Here is a 16,380-nt window from a genome sequence, read left to right as displayed (position 1 = left end):
GCGATACGCCAGAGGGGAGCAGACGATCGTCATGGATGTTCGGCAACTGCGATGCTTCATCGCGGTGGCGGAGGAGTTGCATTTCGGCCGCGCGGCTGAAAGGCTTGGCCTCGCACCACCCGCACTTTCGCGCCAGATCAGCACGTTGGAAGACGAGCTGGGCGTCAGTCTGCTTACGCGCACGACACGTCAGGTCGCGCTGACCCGCGCCGGCCTGCTGATGCTCGAGGAAGCCAAGGGCATCCTCGTCAAGATGGAACATGCCTCGCGCGCCGTGCGCGAAGCCTCGCTCGCCTCGAGCAAGGTCTTGCGGGTCGGCGCAATCGACGCCGCCTCCTCCAGCTTCGTCCCGCAAGCTCTCGTCGCCTTCCGCGAACGCCATCCCGGTATCGAGATCAAATTTGTCGAAGCCATGACCGCGGCACTGATCCAGATGCTGGAAGCCGGCAAGCTCGACATCGCGCTCGTACGTCCGCCACGCAAGCCGACAGACTGCGCCTTCGAGATATTGCGTGTCGAACGGCCGATCGTGGTGCTCAACGAGAGCCACCCTCTCGCCGCCCGTGAGAGCCTGACGATGAACGACCTGATCGGCGAGCCGTTCGTCGTTCCGTCCAAGCGGATCCGGCCCTTCGCCTATGATCTCGTGATGGCCTATTTCGAAAGCGTCGGCTCGGTGCCGAACGTGACGATCGAGGCTACCGAAAAGCCTGCCATGATGTCTGCGGTCGCCGCGGGGCTCGGCATGGCGCTCGCCCCCGACTGGGTCTCGCGACTGACCTTTCCGGGCGTGACCATGCGCCGCCTGCGTGGCGCATTGCTCGATCCGCCGCCGCCCGGCGCCCTTGTCGGCGTCGCCTGGCGTCCGCACCAGAAGCTCGCGGCGCGCGACGACTTTCTGAACATCCTTCGCGAAAGCGTGACGTTGATCGACGAGAAAAACGTCCTGCCATTCACAATGCCTGTCAAAAAACTGAAGCGTGCGGCCCAGACCGCCAGACCGCAGACTGGAGGAGCCTGATGAGCTTGAACACTATTGAACGCGCGCAGGGGCTGCGTGTCCGTTCGCAACAGGATCTGGCCGCCGGGCTGTTCATGATCCTTCTCGCTGCCGTGGCGCTGTTCCTCGCCAGCGATCTGCCGATGGGGTCGCTGCGGCAGATCGGGCCGGGCATGCTGCCGAAGGCGTTTGCCGTGATATGCGCCGGGCTCGGAGTGCTGCTGGCCCTGAGTTCGCTGCGCTTTAACGGCGAGAAGCTCTCGGGCTGGTCCTGGCGCGGCGTCATCTTCGTGCTCGGCGGCGCGGTCGTCTTCGGCCTCACCATTCGTGGCTTCGATCTGGGGCCGATCAAGGTCCCGCAGCTCGGTCTCGTCGTTTCAGGCCCCCTCGTCGTGCTGATCTCCGGCCTGGCCGCGGATGATCGCAAGATCAAGGAGCTGGTGATCTTCGCGCTCGTCATGACGACCTTCTGCGCACTGCTGTTCAAATATGCATTGGGTCTGCCGATCCCCCTGGCACCCTGGCTGTTGGGGATCTGATTCAATGAGTGAAATGATTGCCCATCTGCAGCTCGGCTTCGGCGTCGCGCTCTCGCTGCAGAATATCGCACTCGCCTTCGCCGGCTGCCTCGTCGGCACGCTGATCGGTGTGCTGCCCGGCGTCGGGCCGATCGCCACCATCGCCATGCTGCTGCCGATCACCTTCGGCCTCGATCCTGTCGGCGCTCTGATCATGCTGGCCGGCATTTATTACGGCGCCCAGTATGGCGGCTCGACCACGGCGATCCTGGTCAATATCCCCGGCGAGGCGACCGCGGTCGTCACCACCCTCGACGGCCACCAGATGGCCAAGCAGGGCCGCGCCGGCGTTGCGCTCGGAACCGCAGCGCTCGGCTCCTTCTTCGCCGGCTGCGTCGCCACCCTGATCATCGCCGCGCTCGGCGCGCCCCTGACCAAGCTCGCACTGCTGTTTGGCCCGGCCGAGTATTTCTCGCTGATGGTCATGGGGCTTTGCTTCGCGGTCGTGCTTGCGCGCGGCTCGATCCTCAAGGCCTTCTGCATGATCATGCTCGGCCTTCTGCTCTCGACGATCGGCACCGATCTCGAGACCGGCCAGGAGCGCATGACCTTCGGCTTCCCACCTTTGTCCGATGGCATCGACTTCGCCGTGCTTGCAATGGGCGTGTTCGGTTTTGCCGAGGTGCTGAGGAACCTCGAGAATCCCGAGACGCGCGACGTCGTGCGCGCCAAGATCGGCCGCCTGCTGCCGGACTGGAACGACATCAAGCAGTCGTTCTTGCCCGTCGTACGCGGCACCGCCATCGGCGGCATTCTCGGCATCCTGCCGGGCAACGGCGCGGTGCTGGGCCCGTTCGCCAGCTACACGATCGAGAAGAAGATCGCCAAGGACCCCTCGCGCTTCGGCCGCGGTGCCATCGAAGGCGTGGCAGGTCCGGAATCGGCCAATAATGCCGGCGCACAGACGGCCTTCATCCCGCTGCTCACGCTCGGCATCCCGCCGAATGCGGTGATGGCGCTGATGGTCGGCGCGATGACCATCCACGGCATCATCCCCGGCCCGCAGGTCATGACCAAGAACCCAGAACTGTTCTGGGGCATGATCGCGTCGATGTGGATCGGCAACCTGATGCTGCTGATCATCAACCTGCCGCTGGTCGGCGTCTGGGTGAAGCTGCTTCAGGTGCCCTACCGCCTGATGTTCCCGGCGATCCTGATCTTCTGCTGCATCGGCATCTACTCGGTGAACAACCAGCCGGTCGACGTCGCCTTCACCGCGCTGTTCGGCCTGTTCGGCTACATCCTGATCAAGCTCGGCTTCGAGCCAGCCCCGATGCTGCTCGGCTTCGTGCTCGGCAAGCTGATGGAAGAGAAGCTGCGGCAGGCGCTGATCATCTCGCGCGGCTCGTTCATGACCTTCATCGAACGGCCGATCTCCGGCGGCCTGCTGGCCGTCGCCGTGATCATTCTGGTCGTCGCTCTGCTGCCATCGATCTCCCAGAAGCGCGACGAGGTGTTCACCGAATGACGGGGTTGCCTCGCCATCCATTTCACCATCACGCTACGTCACCGATCTCTGGGAGGATCCACATGAAGAAACTCGTACTTGGTTTGGCTACGACAGTTGCGCTCGCCCTCACCGGCAGCGCGCAGGCACAGTCGAAATATCCGGAGAAGCCGATCACCATGATCGTGCCCTTCGCTGCCGGCGGCCCGACCGACATCATCGCCCGCATCGTCGGCGAGAACATGTCGAAGACACTCGGCCAGCAGGTCGTGATCGAGAACGTGGCGGGCGCCGGCGGCACGACCGGTATCACCCGCGCCCTGACCGCAACGCCCGACGGCTACACCATTGCGATGGGCCATCTCGGCACCTTCTCGGCTGCGCCTGCGACCTATCCCGGCCTGAAATACGACCCGATCAACGGCATGCAGCCGATCGGCCTCGCCGGCGGCACGCCGATCCTGATCGTCGCCCGCAAGAATTTCGAGCCGAAGGACCTGAAAGAGTTCGTCGCCTATGTGAAGACGAACACCGACAAGGTGAACGAGGCCCATGCCGGCGTCGGATCGGTCTCATGGACGACCTGCACGTTGCTGAAGGGTCAGCTTGGCGTGCCGAAGCTGAACGCCGTCGCCTATCGCGGCACGGGCCCAGCTCTCAACGATCTCGTCTCCGGCCAGATCGATTTCATGTGCGACCAGATCGTCAGCGTCGCCGAGCAGGTCAAGGCCGATACGATCAAGGCTTATGCGATTGCCTCGACCGAGCGCTCGCCCGCCCTGCCGAACGTGCCGACCACCAAGGAAGCCGGGCTGCCCGAGTATCAGATCGAGGCCTGGAACGGCATCGCCGCGCCGAAGGGCACGCCGAAGGAGGTCGTCGACCGGCTCGTCGATGCGCTCGACAAGGCCCTGAAGGACGAAGGCGTCAAGAAGCGCCTGCTCGATCTCGGCACCGTGATGCCGAGCGCCGAGGAGCGCACGCCCGCCGGCTTCGGCGCGTTGATCAAGCGTGACGCCGACAAGCTCAGCCCGACCCTGGCGGCGGCGCCGAAGTAAGCGCCCTCCCTATCGGCTTCCATGGCGGCGGGCCCAGCGGCCCGCCGTTTTCTTTTGGCCCCGAACCGATAGCATCGCGCCATGACCGAGACGATCAGCCTCACCATCGAGCCTCTCACCGCCGAGACCTTCGCGCCCTATGGCCGGCTGCTTGCGCCGGAAGGGCCCCGCGATGCCGGGCGCGAGGGCTATGACATCTGGATCAAGCCGTTCAGCGCCGAGAGCCAGGCCAGGCTCCAGATCGTGCGCTATCACGCCCGCCCCTTCGTCGTGCGGGTCATGGAACGGCATCTTCATGTCACAGAAACCCGGATGCCGCTGGGAGGACCATCCTCCGTCCTCGTGGTCGCACCGCGCGAGGCAGATTTCCCGACGGGTGCCAACCTGCGTGCCTTCCGCCTCGAGCGAACCGGCATCCTGCTGCATCGCAGCACCTGGCATTCGATCGACGCCTATCCCGAGTCAGGCACGCATGCCGATTTTCTCTTCCTCTCGGAAGAGGCGACCGTAAGCGAGCTCTTCGACACCCCGAACAGCCCCCCGCGAAGGACCGAAGTCGTCGACCTTCGCAAGCGAGAAATCCACGTCGTGATCGACGTTAGTCGTTGATATCGCGAACTGATCGCGAGTTCTTTCGCGGTCAGTCACATCTCGTTACCTCGAAATTCCGGAACCTAATCTGCAGTACATCGTTCTCCTCCCAGTTTCCCGAATTCGAAGGAGAATGAAAATGATCAAGAAGCTCCTTATTGCTGCTGCTATCGCTGCAACTCCTGCGATGGCCTTTGCCCAGACGGATACAGCGCCGAAGGGCGGCGCGGTCGGCGGTGCAACCAGCGGGGCCGTGAGCGGCGCCGTCGGTGGCGCGGTTGTCGGCGGTCCGGTCGGTGCCGTTGTCGGCGGCGTCGGCGGCGCGGTGGTCGGTGCGATCATCGGCGACGCGACGACACCGCGCTTCCGCCAGTATGTCGTCGAGCAGCAGGTCCCGTCCTACACCTATGCCGAACCCGTTGCCGTCGGCACGGTCCTGCCGGAGCGGGGCGTGGTCTACCGCCAGGTGCCGACGGAATACGGCGCTCAGAACTATCGCTATACGGTCATCAACAACCGTGCCGTCCTGGTCGAGCCGCAGACTCGCCGCATCGTCCAGGTGATCGAATAACCGGTGATCGAAACGATCCGAAGGGCGACCTTATATCGAGACCCGGCCGCTCTTCAGATCGGGCCCGCTCCAGCAATGGGGCGGGCCTCAATCCATGCGTCAGCGCGTGCCGAACATGCGGTCGCCGGCATCGCCGAGGCCCGGCACGATATAGCCGTGCTCGTTTAGGCGCTCGTCGATCGCAGCCGTCCAGATGCGCACATCCGGGTGAGCACCGCGCAGGCGTGCGACCCCTTCCGGCGATGCCAGCAGGCAAACGAAGCGAAGGTCCTTGGCACCGCGCTCCTTCAGCCGATMCATCGCCGCCACGGCCGAGTTTGCCGTGGCCAGCATCGGGTCCATGACCACGATCATGCGGTCGGCAATGTCGGACGGGGCCTTGAAATAATACTCGACCGCCTGGAGCGTATCAGGATCGCGATAGAGCCCGATATGAGCGACGCGGGCAGCCGGGACGAGTTCCAGCATGCCATCGAGGAAGCCGACGCCGGCGCGCAGGATCGGCGCGAAGACCAGCTTCTTGCCGGCGATGATCGGCTGCATGCTCTTGGTCAGCGGCGTCTCTATCTCGATCAACTCGGTCGGCAGGTCCCGCGTGACCTCGTAGCAGAGCAGCATGCCGATCTCGTTCAGGAGCTGCCGGAAGCTCTTGGTCGAGCGATCCTTCTCCCGCATCAGCGTCAGCTTGTGCTGGACCAGCGGATGGTCGACCACGGTGACGCCGTCGGAATGCCTGGTCATACGCTCTACCCCTCATCGTTCTCATGAGCCCTCGCCCCAGGCGAAGGCTGCTGCTCACGGCAGCACGGTCTCAGAATACCGTGCCATCGCTGACGATGGTCAAGGGCGGCCCGCCATCCCCGCGTTTTTCTCGTGCGATGCGCCGTCCGGCAGCCCAGGTCCCACCCTCGAGGATCTTGGCGAGCGGGAGTTCGTCCCGCGAGCGATCAAGCCGCTCCCGAATGAGCACACCCAACTCATCGAGAAGGGCCACCGTGAGCGCCCGCCATTCGACCACGAGCGGCGACGCGACGTCGTGACTGCGCGCCGCATCATCCGCATGCTTGAGCGTGATCACGCCCACGTCGAGGAACAGCCCGCCATTGCGATACTCGGGCAGGCCGGTGAGATCATCGATATCGACGACGGTGATGCCGGCCCATTGCAGCGGTTCGATCAGCGAATAGGAGAGCCATTGCGAGAGCTTGTGGAACGGCACGAGTCCGGCCGTGGAGAGATCCGGAGCGATCAGCGGATGACGCCAGGTATCGCCCAGGGCAATTCCTGCGATCGTCAGTCGTGACGGCCAGATGCCGCCGAAGGTGCCAAGAACCTCGGCCAGGATGTGGGCGGCGCGGATCGAGCCGCCCGACGCCGTCTCGATGAAGCGATCGAAGAGGTCGCCCGGCCGTGTCAGGCCCTGGCGTTCGAGTTCCTCGCCGAGTCGGTTCAGCAATGCGGCCCGCCCTTCGAGCGCAAGCAGGGGATTGGCCGGTCCGGCCTGGAAACCGGCGGCGAGTGCCTCGGTGTCGAGCCGCTTCAGGGCCTCGGAATCGGCCCGTAGCGAGTCCGCCGCGTCGCTCGAGAACAGCCCCGCAGCGAACATGTCGAGCGAGGCGAGCGCCAGCCCTTCCGATCGGCTGATCGGCTTGCCCGTCACCCTGTCGTGATAACTCCAGGTGGGCCCCGCACCGGCATCGAGCAGAACGCTGACGACCGCGAGATCGTAGGCCGCGCGGCCGCGCGCTCCGGCATCTGGGAAATGCGCCCCGCGCTCAAGCATGCTCCAGCGATCCATGCCTCCGACCACGAAATGGCGCCAGCGCGCGTGGAAGGGGATGTCCAGCGTCGGATAATTTGCCCGGATCGTCTCGAGGACATAGTCCGCGCAGGCCGCCAGCCGCTCGGGATGCACGGAGAAATGCAGCAGGCGGCCCTCAAGGCCGAGCTGGAGCATTTCCTGCGCCCGCTCACGGATTGCGGCGGGCTTCAGGAGCCGGCGGACGGCCTCGGGGTCACGGTCGGACATGGCTGGCTGGTGCTCTCAGAACTTGTCGAGGTCGCGACCGACGGTCGCCTTCAGCGTGTTGTCGCCAGGCGTGCCCTCCGGCGAGTAGTAGCCGGCTGCCTTCTTGGCCTCGATCTCGACCGAGGCATCGGGCGGGATCAGCTCCGGCGGAATGGCAACGCGCTCGCCGATCTCGATGCCCGACTGCACCATGGCGTCGTATTTCATGTTCGACATCGACATCAACCGGTCGATGCGCGTGACACCGAGCCAATGCAGCACATCCGGCATCAATTGCTGGAAGCGGGCATCCTGCACGCCGGCAACGCATTCGGTGCGCTCGAAATAGGTCGCAGCGGAATCGCCACCCTCCTGGCGCTTGCGGGCATTGTAGACGAGGAACTTGGTGACCTCGCCAAGCGCCCTGCCCTCCTTGCGGTTGTAGACGATGAGGCCGACGCCGCCGCCTTGCGCCTCCTTCACCGCCTCCTCGATGCCATGCACGAGATAGGGCCGGCAGGTGCAGATATCGGAGCCGAAGACATCCGAGCCGTTGCATTCGTCATGGACACGGCAGGCAACCCTGCGCTTCGGATCGATGATCGCTGAGATATCGCCGATGACATAGCAGGTGATCGAGCCGATCGGCGGCAGGAAGACGTGCAGATCGGGCCGGGTGACGAGTTCGGGGTACATGCCGCCGGTCTGCTCGAACAGCGTGCGGCGCAATTCCTGCTCCGACGTACCGAAGCGCTCGGCAATGCCCGGCAGGTGCCAGACCGGGTCGATGGCGATCTTGGTGACGCTGATATCGCCGGACTTGTGCAGGATACCCTCATCGGCGGCGAGCCTGTGGCCAGCCATCGCAGCGAGAATCTCCGGCAGGTTCAGCCGCGCCTTGGTGATGGCGATGGTGGGCCGGATATCGACGCCCTCGGCAATCAGTCGCCCGAAATCCTGTGCGACCCGATGGCCGTAAGGGTCCAGCGAGACGATCTTGCCGGGTTCAGCCCATTGCGGCTGCGGCAGAATGTCGGTGGTCGGCTGCGTGTTCGTCAGGTCCGGGCGCTGCGACGGATTCATGGCGCGCGCCGAGATCGCAAGCGCACGATAGACCGAGTAGGAGCCGCCATGGGCTCCTATGACGTTGCGGTCAGCCGGGTTGGTGGTCGAGGCAATGACCGGGCCGCGCTCGACGGCGGTTTCCGCACCCCATCGGATCGGGAAGCGCGTCGCCGCACTGCCAGGCTCGGGATGCGACGTCAGGCGGATATGGGTGGTCCGGTTCTGCGAATTCATCGCGACGCTCTCGAATCGGAAAAGGGCCCATGACGGAGTCGTCCGGGCCCTTTTGACCGATAGGAGAGTGGATCAGTGCTCAGCGCACGTCAATCGACCCGCGCTGGCGCTCAGAAAACCGCGAGATAGCGCAGCAGCGAGATGATGCCGATGATGATGACGATGATCTGGACGATGTTCTTGATCTGGGCATCGAGCGGCAGCATGCGCACGAGATAAAGCACCAGACCGATCACCAGAATCGTGATCAGAAGCGAAATCAGAATACTCAGACCCATAGCCCACATCCTTTATCGCGGCCGCTTGCCGGCCCCCCGGAGGCCGTGCGCGAGGCGTTCGCGGCACGGTTTCTCTGCAGGACAGAACGTCGCAGGATGGGAATTGGTTCCGTTTCAGGGGCCGAGCGCCCGCTTATCCCGAGCTTTCACCGCCATTTTCGGCATAATCGGGACTGACCCGACCATGCCTGTCGCGAGGCGCGGATGCTCGCCGGAATGGCGAGCCGTGGGGCGCGCTAGCCTGCGATCCGCGAGAAATCCGCCACGGCGCGCGTCGCCTCGCGCAGCTGGTTGAGCAGCTTGAGACGGTTGGCGCGCAGGGCCGGATCGGGATCGTTGACCGTGACCTTGTCGAAGAAGGCATCGACCGAGGGCCTGAGCTCGGCCAGCGCAGCCATCGCACCTTCGAAATCCTCCTTGGCGACGGCAGCCTCGGCCTTCGGCGTCGCCTGGGCCAGTGCAACGGCGAGCCCCTTCTCCTCGATCAGGCCGGCATCGGCGATGAGCTGGAGATCGGCGGCAGCGGCAAAAGCGCCCTCGCCGTCCTTCTTCTCCTCGGCCTTGAGGATATTCGCCGCACGGCGATAACCGCTGAGCAGGTTCACGCCGTCCTCGGTGTCGAGGAAGCGGCTGAGCGCGTCGACGCGGCGGGTGATGAGCAGGAGATCGTCGCTGTTCGATGCGCCTTCGCCCAGCACGGCATCGACCAGGTCATGCCGCGCCCCGGCATCGCGGAGCACGACCTTCAGGCGGTCGTGGAAGAACGAGACGAGGTCTGGATCTGGGGCGACACCGGCGAGCGAGAGCCGTACCCCATTCTCGACAACCAGCCTGATCACACCCAGCGCCGCACGGCGCAGCGCGTAGGGATCCTTGCTCCCGGTCGGCTTCTCGTCGATGGCCCAGAAGCCGACCAGCGTATCGAGCTTGTCGGCCAGGGCGACGGCAACGGAGACCGGGTCCGTCGGCACACGATCGGACGGGCCGAGGGGCTTGTAGTGCTCTTCGATCGCTGCCGCGACAGAAGCGTTCTCGCCCTGCAGCTCGGCATATTTCCGGCCCATCAGCCCCTGCAATTCCGGGAACTCGCCGACCATCTCGGTCGGCAGATCGGCCTTGGCGAGTTTCGCCGCGCGTTCGGCGAGAGCGGGATCGGCACCGACGAGCGGCGCCAGCTCGCGAGCCAGCGCCGCGATGCGCTGCACGCGCGCGCCCTGCGTCCCAAGCTTGGCGTGGAAGACGACGCCGAGCTTGTCGAGCTTGGCCATGCGCTGGTCGAGCGGCTTGGCGAGGTCGAGGCCAAGTGTCCCGGCACTCTCCCTGAACGTGTCGAGATCGGGCAGCGAGCCCTTGTCCGTCGCAAAGAAATAGGCCGCGTCCGAGAGGCGCGCACGCACGACGCGGCCGTTGCCGGCGACGATTGCGCTGCCGCCATCGCTGGCGTTCAGGTTCGAGACCAGGATGAACTTGTTGGCGAGCGCCCCCGTCACCGGGTCACGCAGCACGAAGCATTTCTGGTTGGCGCGGATCGTGGCGCGGATCGCCTCGCCCGGAATCTCGAGGAAGCGCTCCTCGAAGGCGCCCATCAGCACGACCGGCCATTCGACGAGGCCGGCGACCTCCTCGAGCAGGCCTTCATCCTCGACGAGGTCCAGCCCCTGCGCGAAGGCGAGGTTCCGGGCGTCGGTGAGGATGATTTCCTTGCGCCGGTCGGCATCGAGCACGACCTTCGCCTTCTCCAGATGCGCGACATAATCGTCGAAACGCCTGACCGTTATGGCCTGGGGCGCATGGAAGCGGTGGCCATAGGTCGTGTTGCCAGAGGCAATGCCGTCGACCTCGAACCGGACCACCTCGGGCTCCTCGGTCTCCGGCCCGAAGGTGCAGAGGATCGAGTGGAGCGGGCGCACCCAGCGCAGGCTGGCGCCAGCGGCGGAGGCTTTGCCCCAGCGCATCGATTTCGGCCAAGGGAAGTTGCGAATCACGTGCGGGACGATCTCGGCGATGGCCGCGACCGTCTCCTGCCCCGGCTTCTCGATGATGGCGACGTAGGAATCGCCCTTCTTGGGGTCGCTGACGATGGTCGCCTGGTCGAGCGAGGCAAGCCCTGCCGCCTTCAGGAACCCTTGGACGGCGGCGTCGGGCGCGCCCACGCGCGGCCCCTTGCGCTCCTCGCGGATATCGCGGCCGCGCACCGGTAGTTCAGCGATGTGCAAGGCGAGGCGGCGCGGCGTCGCAAAGGCCCTGGCGCCCTCATAGACGAGGCCGCGTTCGACCAACGCATCGGTGACGAGTTTCTTGAGGTCTTCCGCCGCCTTGCGCTGCATGCGGGCGGGAATCTCTTCCGAGAAGAGTTCGAGCAGGAGATCGGGCATCAGTTCGCTCCCCCGCCGGCGGTCTTCAGCCAGGCCGCACCGCAGGCCTTGGACAGTTCACGCACGCGCAGGATGTAGCTCTGGCGCTCGGTGACCGAGATCACCCCGCGCGCATCGAGCAGGTTGAACATGTGGCTGGCCTTGATGCACTGGTCATAGGCCGGCAGCGCCAGCGAGTGGCGCGGATCATTGGCTCCCTCACCGGCTTCGCCCGCGGCGAGCAGCGCCCGGCACTCGGCCTCGGCATCGTTGAAGTGGCGGAACAGCATCGCCGTGTCGGCATGTTCGAAATTATAGCGCGAGAATTCCTGCTCGGCCTGGAGGAAGACATCGCCGTAGCTGACGCGATCCTCACCCTCGAGCCCGTTGAAATTCAGATCCATGATGCGGTCGACGCCCTGCAGATAGCAGGCGAGACGTTCGAGCCCATAGGTCAGCTCTCCCGCGACAGGCGCGCATTCGACGCCGGCGACCTGCTGGAAATAGGTGAACTGACTCACCTCCATGCCGTCGCACCAGCACTCCCAGCCGAGCCCCCAGGCGCCCAGTGTCGGGCTCTCCCAATCGTCCTCGACGAAGCGGATATCGTGGAGCCCCATGTCGACGCCAATGGCCTGGAGCGAGTCGAGATAGAGCTGCTGCAGATCCGGCGGCGATGGCTTCAGAATGACCTGGAACTGGTAATAATGCTGCAGGCGGTTGGGGTTCTCGCCATAGCGGCCGTCCTTCGGCCGACGCGAAGGCTGGACATAGGCAGCCTTCCAGGGCTTGGGACCGAGCGCGCGCAGCGTCGTCGCCGGGTGGAACGTACCGGCGCCGACTTCCATGTCGTAGGGCTGCAGGACGACGCAACCGCGCTCCGCCCAGAAGCGCTGCAAGGTCAGCAGCAGGCCCTGGAACGAGCGGGTCGGGTTCATCGGATCGGAGACGGGAGCACCGGCCAAGAGCTTGAGCCTTCCAGACAATCTAAGAATAGCGGAGTGCTTAGGGGCAGCCACGGCGCGCGGTCAAGCATTCCGCGCATGACCATGGAACCGACGCGGACAGCATTCGTTCATGATCGGCGGGATAATCTCCGCAGCAACCGTACAGTCCGCGGCGTTCGGGGCGAGCGCTCGAGACGGGCCGGCGGCGTCAGCCAGCAGGAGTAGCTTAATGCTGTCATCACGTTTCATTGCCGCTCTCTTCGGAGCGCTCACCCTCATGTTCGCGGCCTTCACCGTCGCCCCCGCAACGGCCGCACCGGTCAGCACCGGCACGATGCAGACGACGCAGGCTCCGACTGATCTGGTCCAGCAGGCGCAGTACTATGGCCCGCGTCCCTATTATGGCCCGCGCCGCCCGTATTACGGCCGCCCGGTCTATCGTCCGCGCTGCTTCTACAGTAACCGCCGCGTCTGGAACGGCTATCGCTGGGTGATGCGTTCGGTGCGCGTCTGCCGCTGATCGCGGCGTGAATTGTGGCTGCCATGTGGCGGTCCGATGAAGGATAGCTGAACGGCGCGGTGTCGCGCCGTTCAGTTTTTGAGCGTTAGCATCTTCACCGAATTGGTGTTCGACCGCGCGGCAAGGGCCGCGGGCGCCAGGCAGGGGAGAGAATCCACGCCATGCTTCGCAAAGCTTTTCTCGGTGTCGCGGCAGCGGTCAGCCTCGGCGGCGGCGTCATCGCCAGCGCCCCGGCCTCGGCCCAGGTCGTCACCCTCGGCTTGAGTGCAGCCGCGCAGGCGGATCATGGCTACGAGCAGGTCCAGTACGGCTATGGCCCGGGTTGGGGCCCGCGCCCCTATTACGGTCGGCCCTATTATGGCGGTCCGCAGCCCTATTACGGCTATGGCGGTCCGTATTACCGCCCGCGCTGCTTTTTCCGCCCGTTCCGTTATTGGGATGGCTGGCGCTGGGTCGTGCAGCAGCAGCGGATCTGCCGCTGATCTCACCGTCCGTGATTGCATCGGCTTTCCCGAGAGCGGTGATCCACTTTTCGGGCCGGTGATCTAACCTTCTGTGTTCGCATCGGCTTTCCCGAAAACCGCAATCCACTTTTCGGGCCGATCATCTAACCTTCTGTGTTCGCATCGGCTTTCCCGAAAACCGCAATCCACTTTTCGGGCCGATGCTTTAGCCGAGCAGTGCCCGGCCACGGTGAACCGCTTCGCTGAGTTCGGTGAAGCGGCCATCAGGCCCGTTCAAGACAAAGGCCGGCAGCAGCGCTGCCGGCTTTCTGCTGTTCAGCGTCGCCGTGACGATGATGCGAATCGCCGGCCGGTCGGCCGAGGCGTGCACGGGGCGGATGGCCACGCCACCAAAGCCGGTTTCCAGCCCATTCAGAATAGCCCCCAGCGCCTCGGCCCGATGAATGATCGCGACGCGTCCGCGCGGCTTGAGCAGCCGGCGCGCTGCCTTCAACCAGATTTCGAACGGCTGATCGGCGACATGCGCCGTTCGCCGGTTGCTCACTGGCGACGCCTTCACCGTATCGTCTACAAAGAAGGGCGGGTTCATTGCCACGCAGGCGAAACCTGCTGGCACAAGGCTGGCTTCGGCACCGGCCCCGACATCGGCCGCAACGAGCCTGACCCGATCGCCGAAGCCGTTCAGGACGATGTTCTGCTCGGCCAGCGCCGCAAGGCGGGGATGCCGCTCGATCAGCGTGACCGTCAGCTCCGGCCGAAGCATCGCCGCGGCCAGACCGACCGTCCCGACGCCAGCGCCGAAATCGGCCAGCGGGCCTGTCTCGTCTTCCGACAACGCCGCAGCGAGCAGAATCGCGTCCGTGCCGGCACGATGCCCCTTCTTCGGCTGACGAAGAATCAGACGGCCATCGAGCAATCGATCCTCGACGATCTCGCCGAGATCCGTCTCCGAATCACTCATCGCGCAGCTCGGCGCCGAACCCCGCCTCGATCAAAAGCGCGCGGGCCCTTCGGCGATCCACCTCGCGCACGAGCAGGCGCCTCTGGAAGGCTCCGGTCATGCCCTCAAGCGCGCTCATGTGCTGGTCGGCGATCAGACAATCGAGATTGGCGGATGCGAGCAGCGCCTCGATGGCGCCAAGCAGGACAAGGTCATTGGTACGGACGAGTTCGTGCATTGTGTCATGGAGACGAAGGCAGGGTCTGCGCGCAAGCCATTTTCGGCCCTGGACTCGCGGGTGCGGCGTCAAAGTGCGATTGCGGGGGCTGGCCACCCATGCAACGGTTGTGGCAATGCAACAAAGCTGAAATCGGCCGGAGTGAGCAGCGTGGGCGTCGTCGTACCCTTCGAGGACAAGGAACAGGGACAGGCCAGCATCGAGGGTCTCGTGGGCCTGACACGCACCGACATGGAGCGCGTCAATGCGATGATCCTGTCGCGCACCGGCTCGGACGTCACCATGATCCCCGAGGTCGCCAACCACCTGATCTCGTCGGGCGGCAAGCGCCTGCGGCCGATGCTGACGCTCGCCACGGCCGCGCTCTGCGGCTATCGGGGCGAGGGTCATGTCAAGCTCGCGGCCAGCGTCGAGTTCATGCACACCGCCACGCTGCTTCATGACGACGTCGTCGACGAGAGCGACATGCGCCGTGGCAAGCTCGCGGCCCGGATGGTCTGGGGCAATGAAGCGAGCGTGCTCGTCGGTGACTTCCTGCTCGGACAGGCTTTCAAGATGATGGTCGAGGTCGGCTCGCTCCGCGCGCTCGATATTCTCTCCACCGCAGCCGCCGTCATCGCCGAAGGTGAGGTGATGCAACTCGCCGCGGCCAAGAACACAGCCACGACCGAGGACGAGTACCTCGCCGTCATCCGCGGCAAGACCGCGGAGCTGTTCGCGGCGGCCTGCGAAGTCGGGCCGGTGATCGCCGAATCACCCAAGGCCGATGCTGCCGCCTGCCGCAGCTATGGGCTCAATCTCGGCATCGCCTTCCAGCTCATCGACGACGCGCTTGATTATGGCGGCGTCGCGAACAAGCTCGGCAAGAACACCGGCGACGATTTCCGCGAGGGCAAGATCACCCTGCCGGTCGTGCTCTCCTTCCGGCGCGGCGACGAGACCGAACGCGCCTTCTGGCGCCGCACGCTGCAGGATGGCGAGATCAAGGACGGCGATCTCGAGGAGGCGCAGGCGATCATGCGCCGTCACCGTTCCCTCGACGATACGATCGAGCGGGCCCAGCACTACGCCAAGATGGCGAAGGATGCGCTCGGCCTCTTCCCCTCATCGCCGATGAAGCAGGCGCTGAACGAGACGGTCGATTTCTGCGTGGCGCGGGCGTACTGAGCGTGGCGCGGGCGCACTGAGCAGCCCGCGGACCTCATCTCAGCAGGGTCGGCTTGATCCACCAATCCGGCCGCTCATCCGCCAGCAGCTTCGCAGCGGCAGCGCTCTGCCGGCAATCGTCGAACAGGGCAAAGCAGGTCGCGCCCGAGCCTGACATTCTGCCGAGCCGGTAACCCGGCAGCCGGGACAGCCGCTGCAGGACGTCGGTGATGATCGGCGCGACCTGAGCCGCCGGGGCTTCGAGATCGTTGCCGGTCCTATGCAGCGCCGCAAGCAGGTCCGGGGCAGCAGCGAAGCGCTCCGCCGCACCGATGCCCGATTCCACTGCGGCCGGGCAAGATTGCCCCTGCGCAAGTCCGAGCGTACGGAAAACGTCTGCGGTGCCGACGGCGACATTCGGGTTGACCAGAATGGCGAAGAGCGGCGGCAGGCACAGTGCGGGGCCGAGGCGCTCGCCAATCCCGGCCATGATGCGAGCGCGCGACTCGAGGCAGACCAGGACATCGGCGCCAACCCTGATGGCAGCGCGCTGCAGCTGAGGCGAGGCAGGCGAGAGCCCGTTCAGCCTTGCCAGCAGACGCAAGGTTGCTGCCGCGTCAGCCGAGCCTCCGCCAATGCCGGAGGCGACCGGCAGACGCTTGACGAGGTGGAAATGTCCGGTTCGCAGTCCGGGGAGCTCGTCTGCCAGCGCCTGCACGGCACGGAGAACCAGATTCCCATCATCCGCGACAAGACTGGTGCCTTGCGGACCACCGATCGTCAGGCCGAGGCCTGAAGCCGGTTCCAGCGCCAGCGAATCACCGACACTGGCGAAGGCGACGAGGCTCTTCAGCTCGTGATAGCCATCGGCGCGACGGCCGAGGATTTTCAGATCGAGATTGACCTTGGCGCGAGCGCGGGTCGTCAGCGCAACAGGCACG

The 16,380-nt window shown here is 65.2% G+C and carries 18 protein-coding genes; 9 read left to right on the top strand and 9 right to left on the bottom strand.

The genetic code is table 11. The features are described 5' to 3' along the window. Positions 1–31 precede the first annotated feature (31 nt). From AC1DGP_RS01535 to AC1DGP_RS01510, 6 genes are all read left to right on the top strand, one after another. Positions 32–1,021: a LysR family transcriptional regulator gene (locus AC1DGP_RS01535; RefSeq protein WP_069877455.1), complete on the top strand. Its 990-nt coding sequence runs from the start codon at positions 32–34 to the stop codon at positions 1,019–1,021. Further along, complete coding sequence (locus tag AC1DGP_RS01530) at positions 1,021–1,539, top strand: tripartite tricarboxylate transporter TctB family protein (protein ID WP_441506472.1); 519 nt, start codon at positions 1,021–1,023, stop codon at positions 1,537–1,539. The genes AC1DGP_RS01535 and AC1DGP_RS01530 overlap by 1 nt, the downstream gene beginning before the upstream one ends. Before the next feature lie 4 nt (positions 1,540–1,543). After that, positions 1,544–3,046, top strand: a complete 1,503-nt coding sequence (locus AC1DGP_RS01525) for a tripartite tricarboxylate transporter permease (RefSeq protein ID WP_113518957.1) — start codon at positions 1,544–1,546, stop codon at positions 3,044–3,046. A gap of 62 nt (positions 3,047–3,108) precedes the next feature. Then, a complete protein-coding gene (locus tag AC1DGP_RS01520; protein ID WP_441506471.1) occupies positions 3,109–4,083 on the top strand; it encodes a tripartite tricarboxylate transporter substrate-binding protein in 975 nt (324 codons plus the stop codon). An 81-nt stretch (positions 4,084–4,164) separates the two neighbouring features. Continuing rightward, positions 4,165–4,692: an ureidoglycolate lyase gene (locus AC1DGP_RS01515; RefSeq protein ID WP_476768155.1), complete on the top strand. Its 528-nt coding sequence runs from the start codon at positions 4,165–4,167 to the stop codon at positions 4,690–4,692. 121 nt (positions 4,693–4,813) lie between these two features. Then, the gene (locus tag AC1DGP_RS01510; RefSeq protein ID WP_441506469.1) at positions 4,814–5,245 is read left to right on the top strand and encodes a DUF1236 domain-containing protein; all 432 of its coding nucleotides are present in this window, start codon (positions 4,814–4,816) and stop codon (positions 5,243–5,245) included. 99 nt (positions 5,246–5,344) lie between these two features. Here the strand turns inward: AC1DGP_RS01510 and upp are convergent, their stop codons facing one another. The 6 genes from upp to AC1DGP_RS01480 form a co-directional block, all read right to left on the bottom strand. Continuing rightward, positions 5,345–5,986 carry a uracil phosphoribosyltransferase gene (gene upp / locus AC1DGP_RS01505; protein ID WP_476831663.1) on the bottom strand — a complete coding sequence of 214 codons (642 nt, stop codon included), beginning with the start codon at positions 5,984–5,986 and terminating at the stop codon, positions 5,345–5,347. A 70-nt stretch (positions 5,987–6,056) separates the two neighbouring features. Next, the gene (locus AC1DGP_RS01500) at positions 6,057–7,274 is read right to left on the bottom strand and encodes a URC4/urg3 family protein (RefSeq protein WP_476776303.1); all 1,218 of its coding nucleotides are present in this window, start codon (positions 7,272–7,274) and stop codon (positions 6,057–6,059) included. Positions 7,275–7,289: 15 nt separating this feature from the next. After that, positions 7,290–8,552, bottom strand: a complete 1,263-nt coding sequence (locus AC1DGP_RS01495) for a GTP cyclohydrolase II (protein WP_476831662.1) — start codon at positions 8,550–8,552, stop codon at positions 7,290–7,292. A gap of 110 nt (positions 8,553–8,662) precedes the next feature. Beyond that, a complete protein-coding gene (locus tag AC1DGP_RS01490; RefSeq protein ID WP_441488940.1) occupies positions 8,663–8,830 on the bottom strand; it encodes a Thivi_2564 family membrane protein in 168 nt (55 codons plus the stop codon). A 236-nt stretch (positions 8,831–9,066) separates the two neighbouring features. Further along, on the bottom strand, positions 9,067–11,205 hold the full coding sequence (gene glyS, locus AC1DGP_RS01485; protein ID WP_441506465.1) for a glycine--tRNA ligase subunit beta: 2,139 nt from the start codon (positions 11,203–11,205) through the stop codon (positions 9,067–9,069). Further along, entirely contained in the window at positions 11,205–12,122 is a 918-nt protein-coding gene (locus AC1DGP_RS01480) for a glycine--tRNA ligase subunit alpha (RefSeq protein ID WP_069882152.1), read from the bottom strand. The genes glyS and AC1DGP_RS01480 overlap by 1 nt, the downstream gene beginning before the upstream one ends. 238 nt (positions 12,123–12,360) lie before the next feature. On the opposite strand from AC1DGP_RS01480, the gene AC1DGP_RS01475 reads away from it, so the two are divergent. Further along, positions 12,361–12,651, top strand: a complete 291-nt coding sequence (locus AC1DGP_RS01475) for a hypothetical protein (RefSeq protein WP_441488938.1) — start codon at positions 12,361–12,363, stop codon at positions 12,649–12,651. A gap of 161 nt (positions 12,652–12,812) precedes the next feature. Then, positions 12,813–13,133, top strand: coding sequence for a hypothetical protein (locus AC1DGP_RS01470; RefSeq protein ID WP_441488937.1), 321 nt, complete (start codon positions 12,813–12,815; stop codon positions 13,131–13,133). Positions 13,134–13,320: 187 nt separating this feature from the next. Here AC1DGP_RS01470 and AC1DGP_RS01465 read toward each other — a convergent pair whose 3' ends face one another. Both AC1DGP_RS01465 and AC1DGP_RS01460 read right to left on the bottom strand, forming a co-directional pair. Next, complete coding sequence (locus AC1DGP_RS01465; RefSeq protein ID WP_441506463.1) at positions 13,321–14,076, bottom strand: tRNA1(Val) (adenine(37)-N6)-methyltransferase; 756 nt, start codon at positions 14,074–14,076, stop codon at positions 13,321–13,323. Continuing rightward, positions 14,069–14,293, bottom strand: a complete 225-nt coding sequence (locus tag AC1DGP_RS01460) for a putative signal transducing protein (protein ID WP_069877466.1) — start codon at positions 14,291–14,293, stop codon at positions 14,069–14,071. Before AC1DGP_RS01460 ends, AC1DGP_RS01465 begins: the two co-directional genes overlap by 8 nt. Before the next feature lie 150 nt (positions 14,294–14,443). On the opposite strand from AC1DGP_RS01460, the gene AC1DGP_RS01455 reads away from it, so the two are divergent. Next, entirely contained in the window at positions 14,444–15,460 is a 1,017-nt protein-coding gene (locus AC1DGP_RS01455; protein WP_441506462.1) for a polyprenyl synthetase family protein, read from the top strand. Positions 15,461–15,494: 34 nt separating this feature from the next. On the opposite strand, the gene AC1DGP_RS01450 is transcribed toward AC1DGP_RS01455, so the two are convergent. After that, positions 15,495–16,379, bottom strand: a complete 885-nt coding sequence (locus AC1DGP_RS01450) for a 4-(cytidine 5'-diphospho)-2-C-methyl-D-erythritol kinase (protein ID WP_441488935.1) — start codon at positions 16,377–16,379, stop codon at positions 15,495–15,497. Position 16,380: the final 1 nt, after the last annotated feature.

This window comes from Allobosea sp. 05T433 (genome assembly GCF_056396065.1).
Note: the sequence above shows the minus strand (reverse complement) of the source record. Positions and strands in the feature narration are given on the sequence as shown.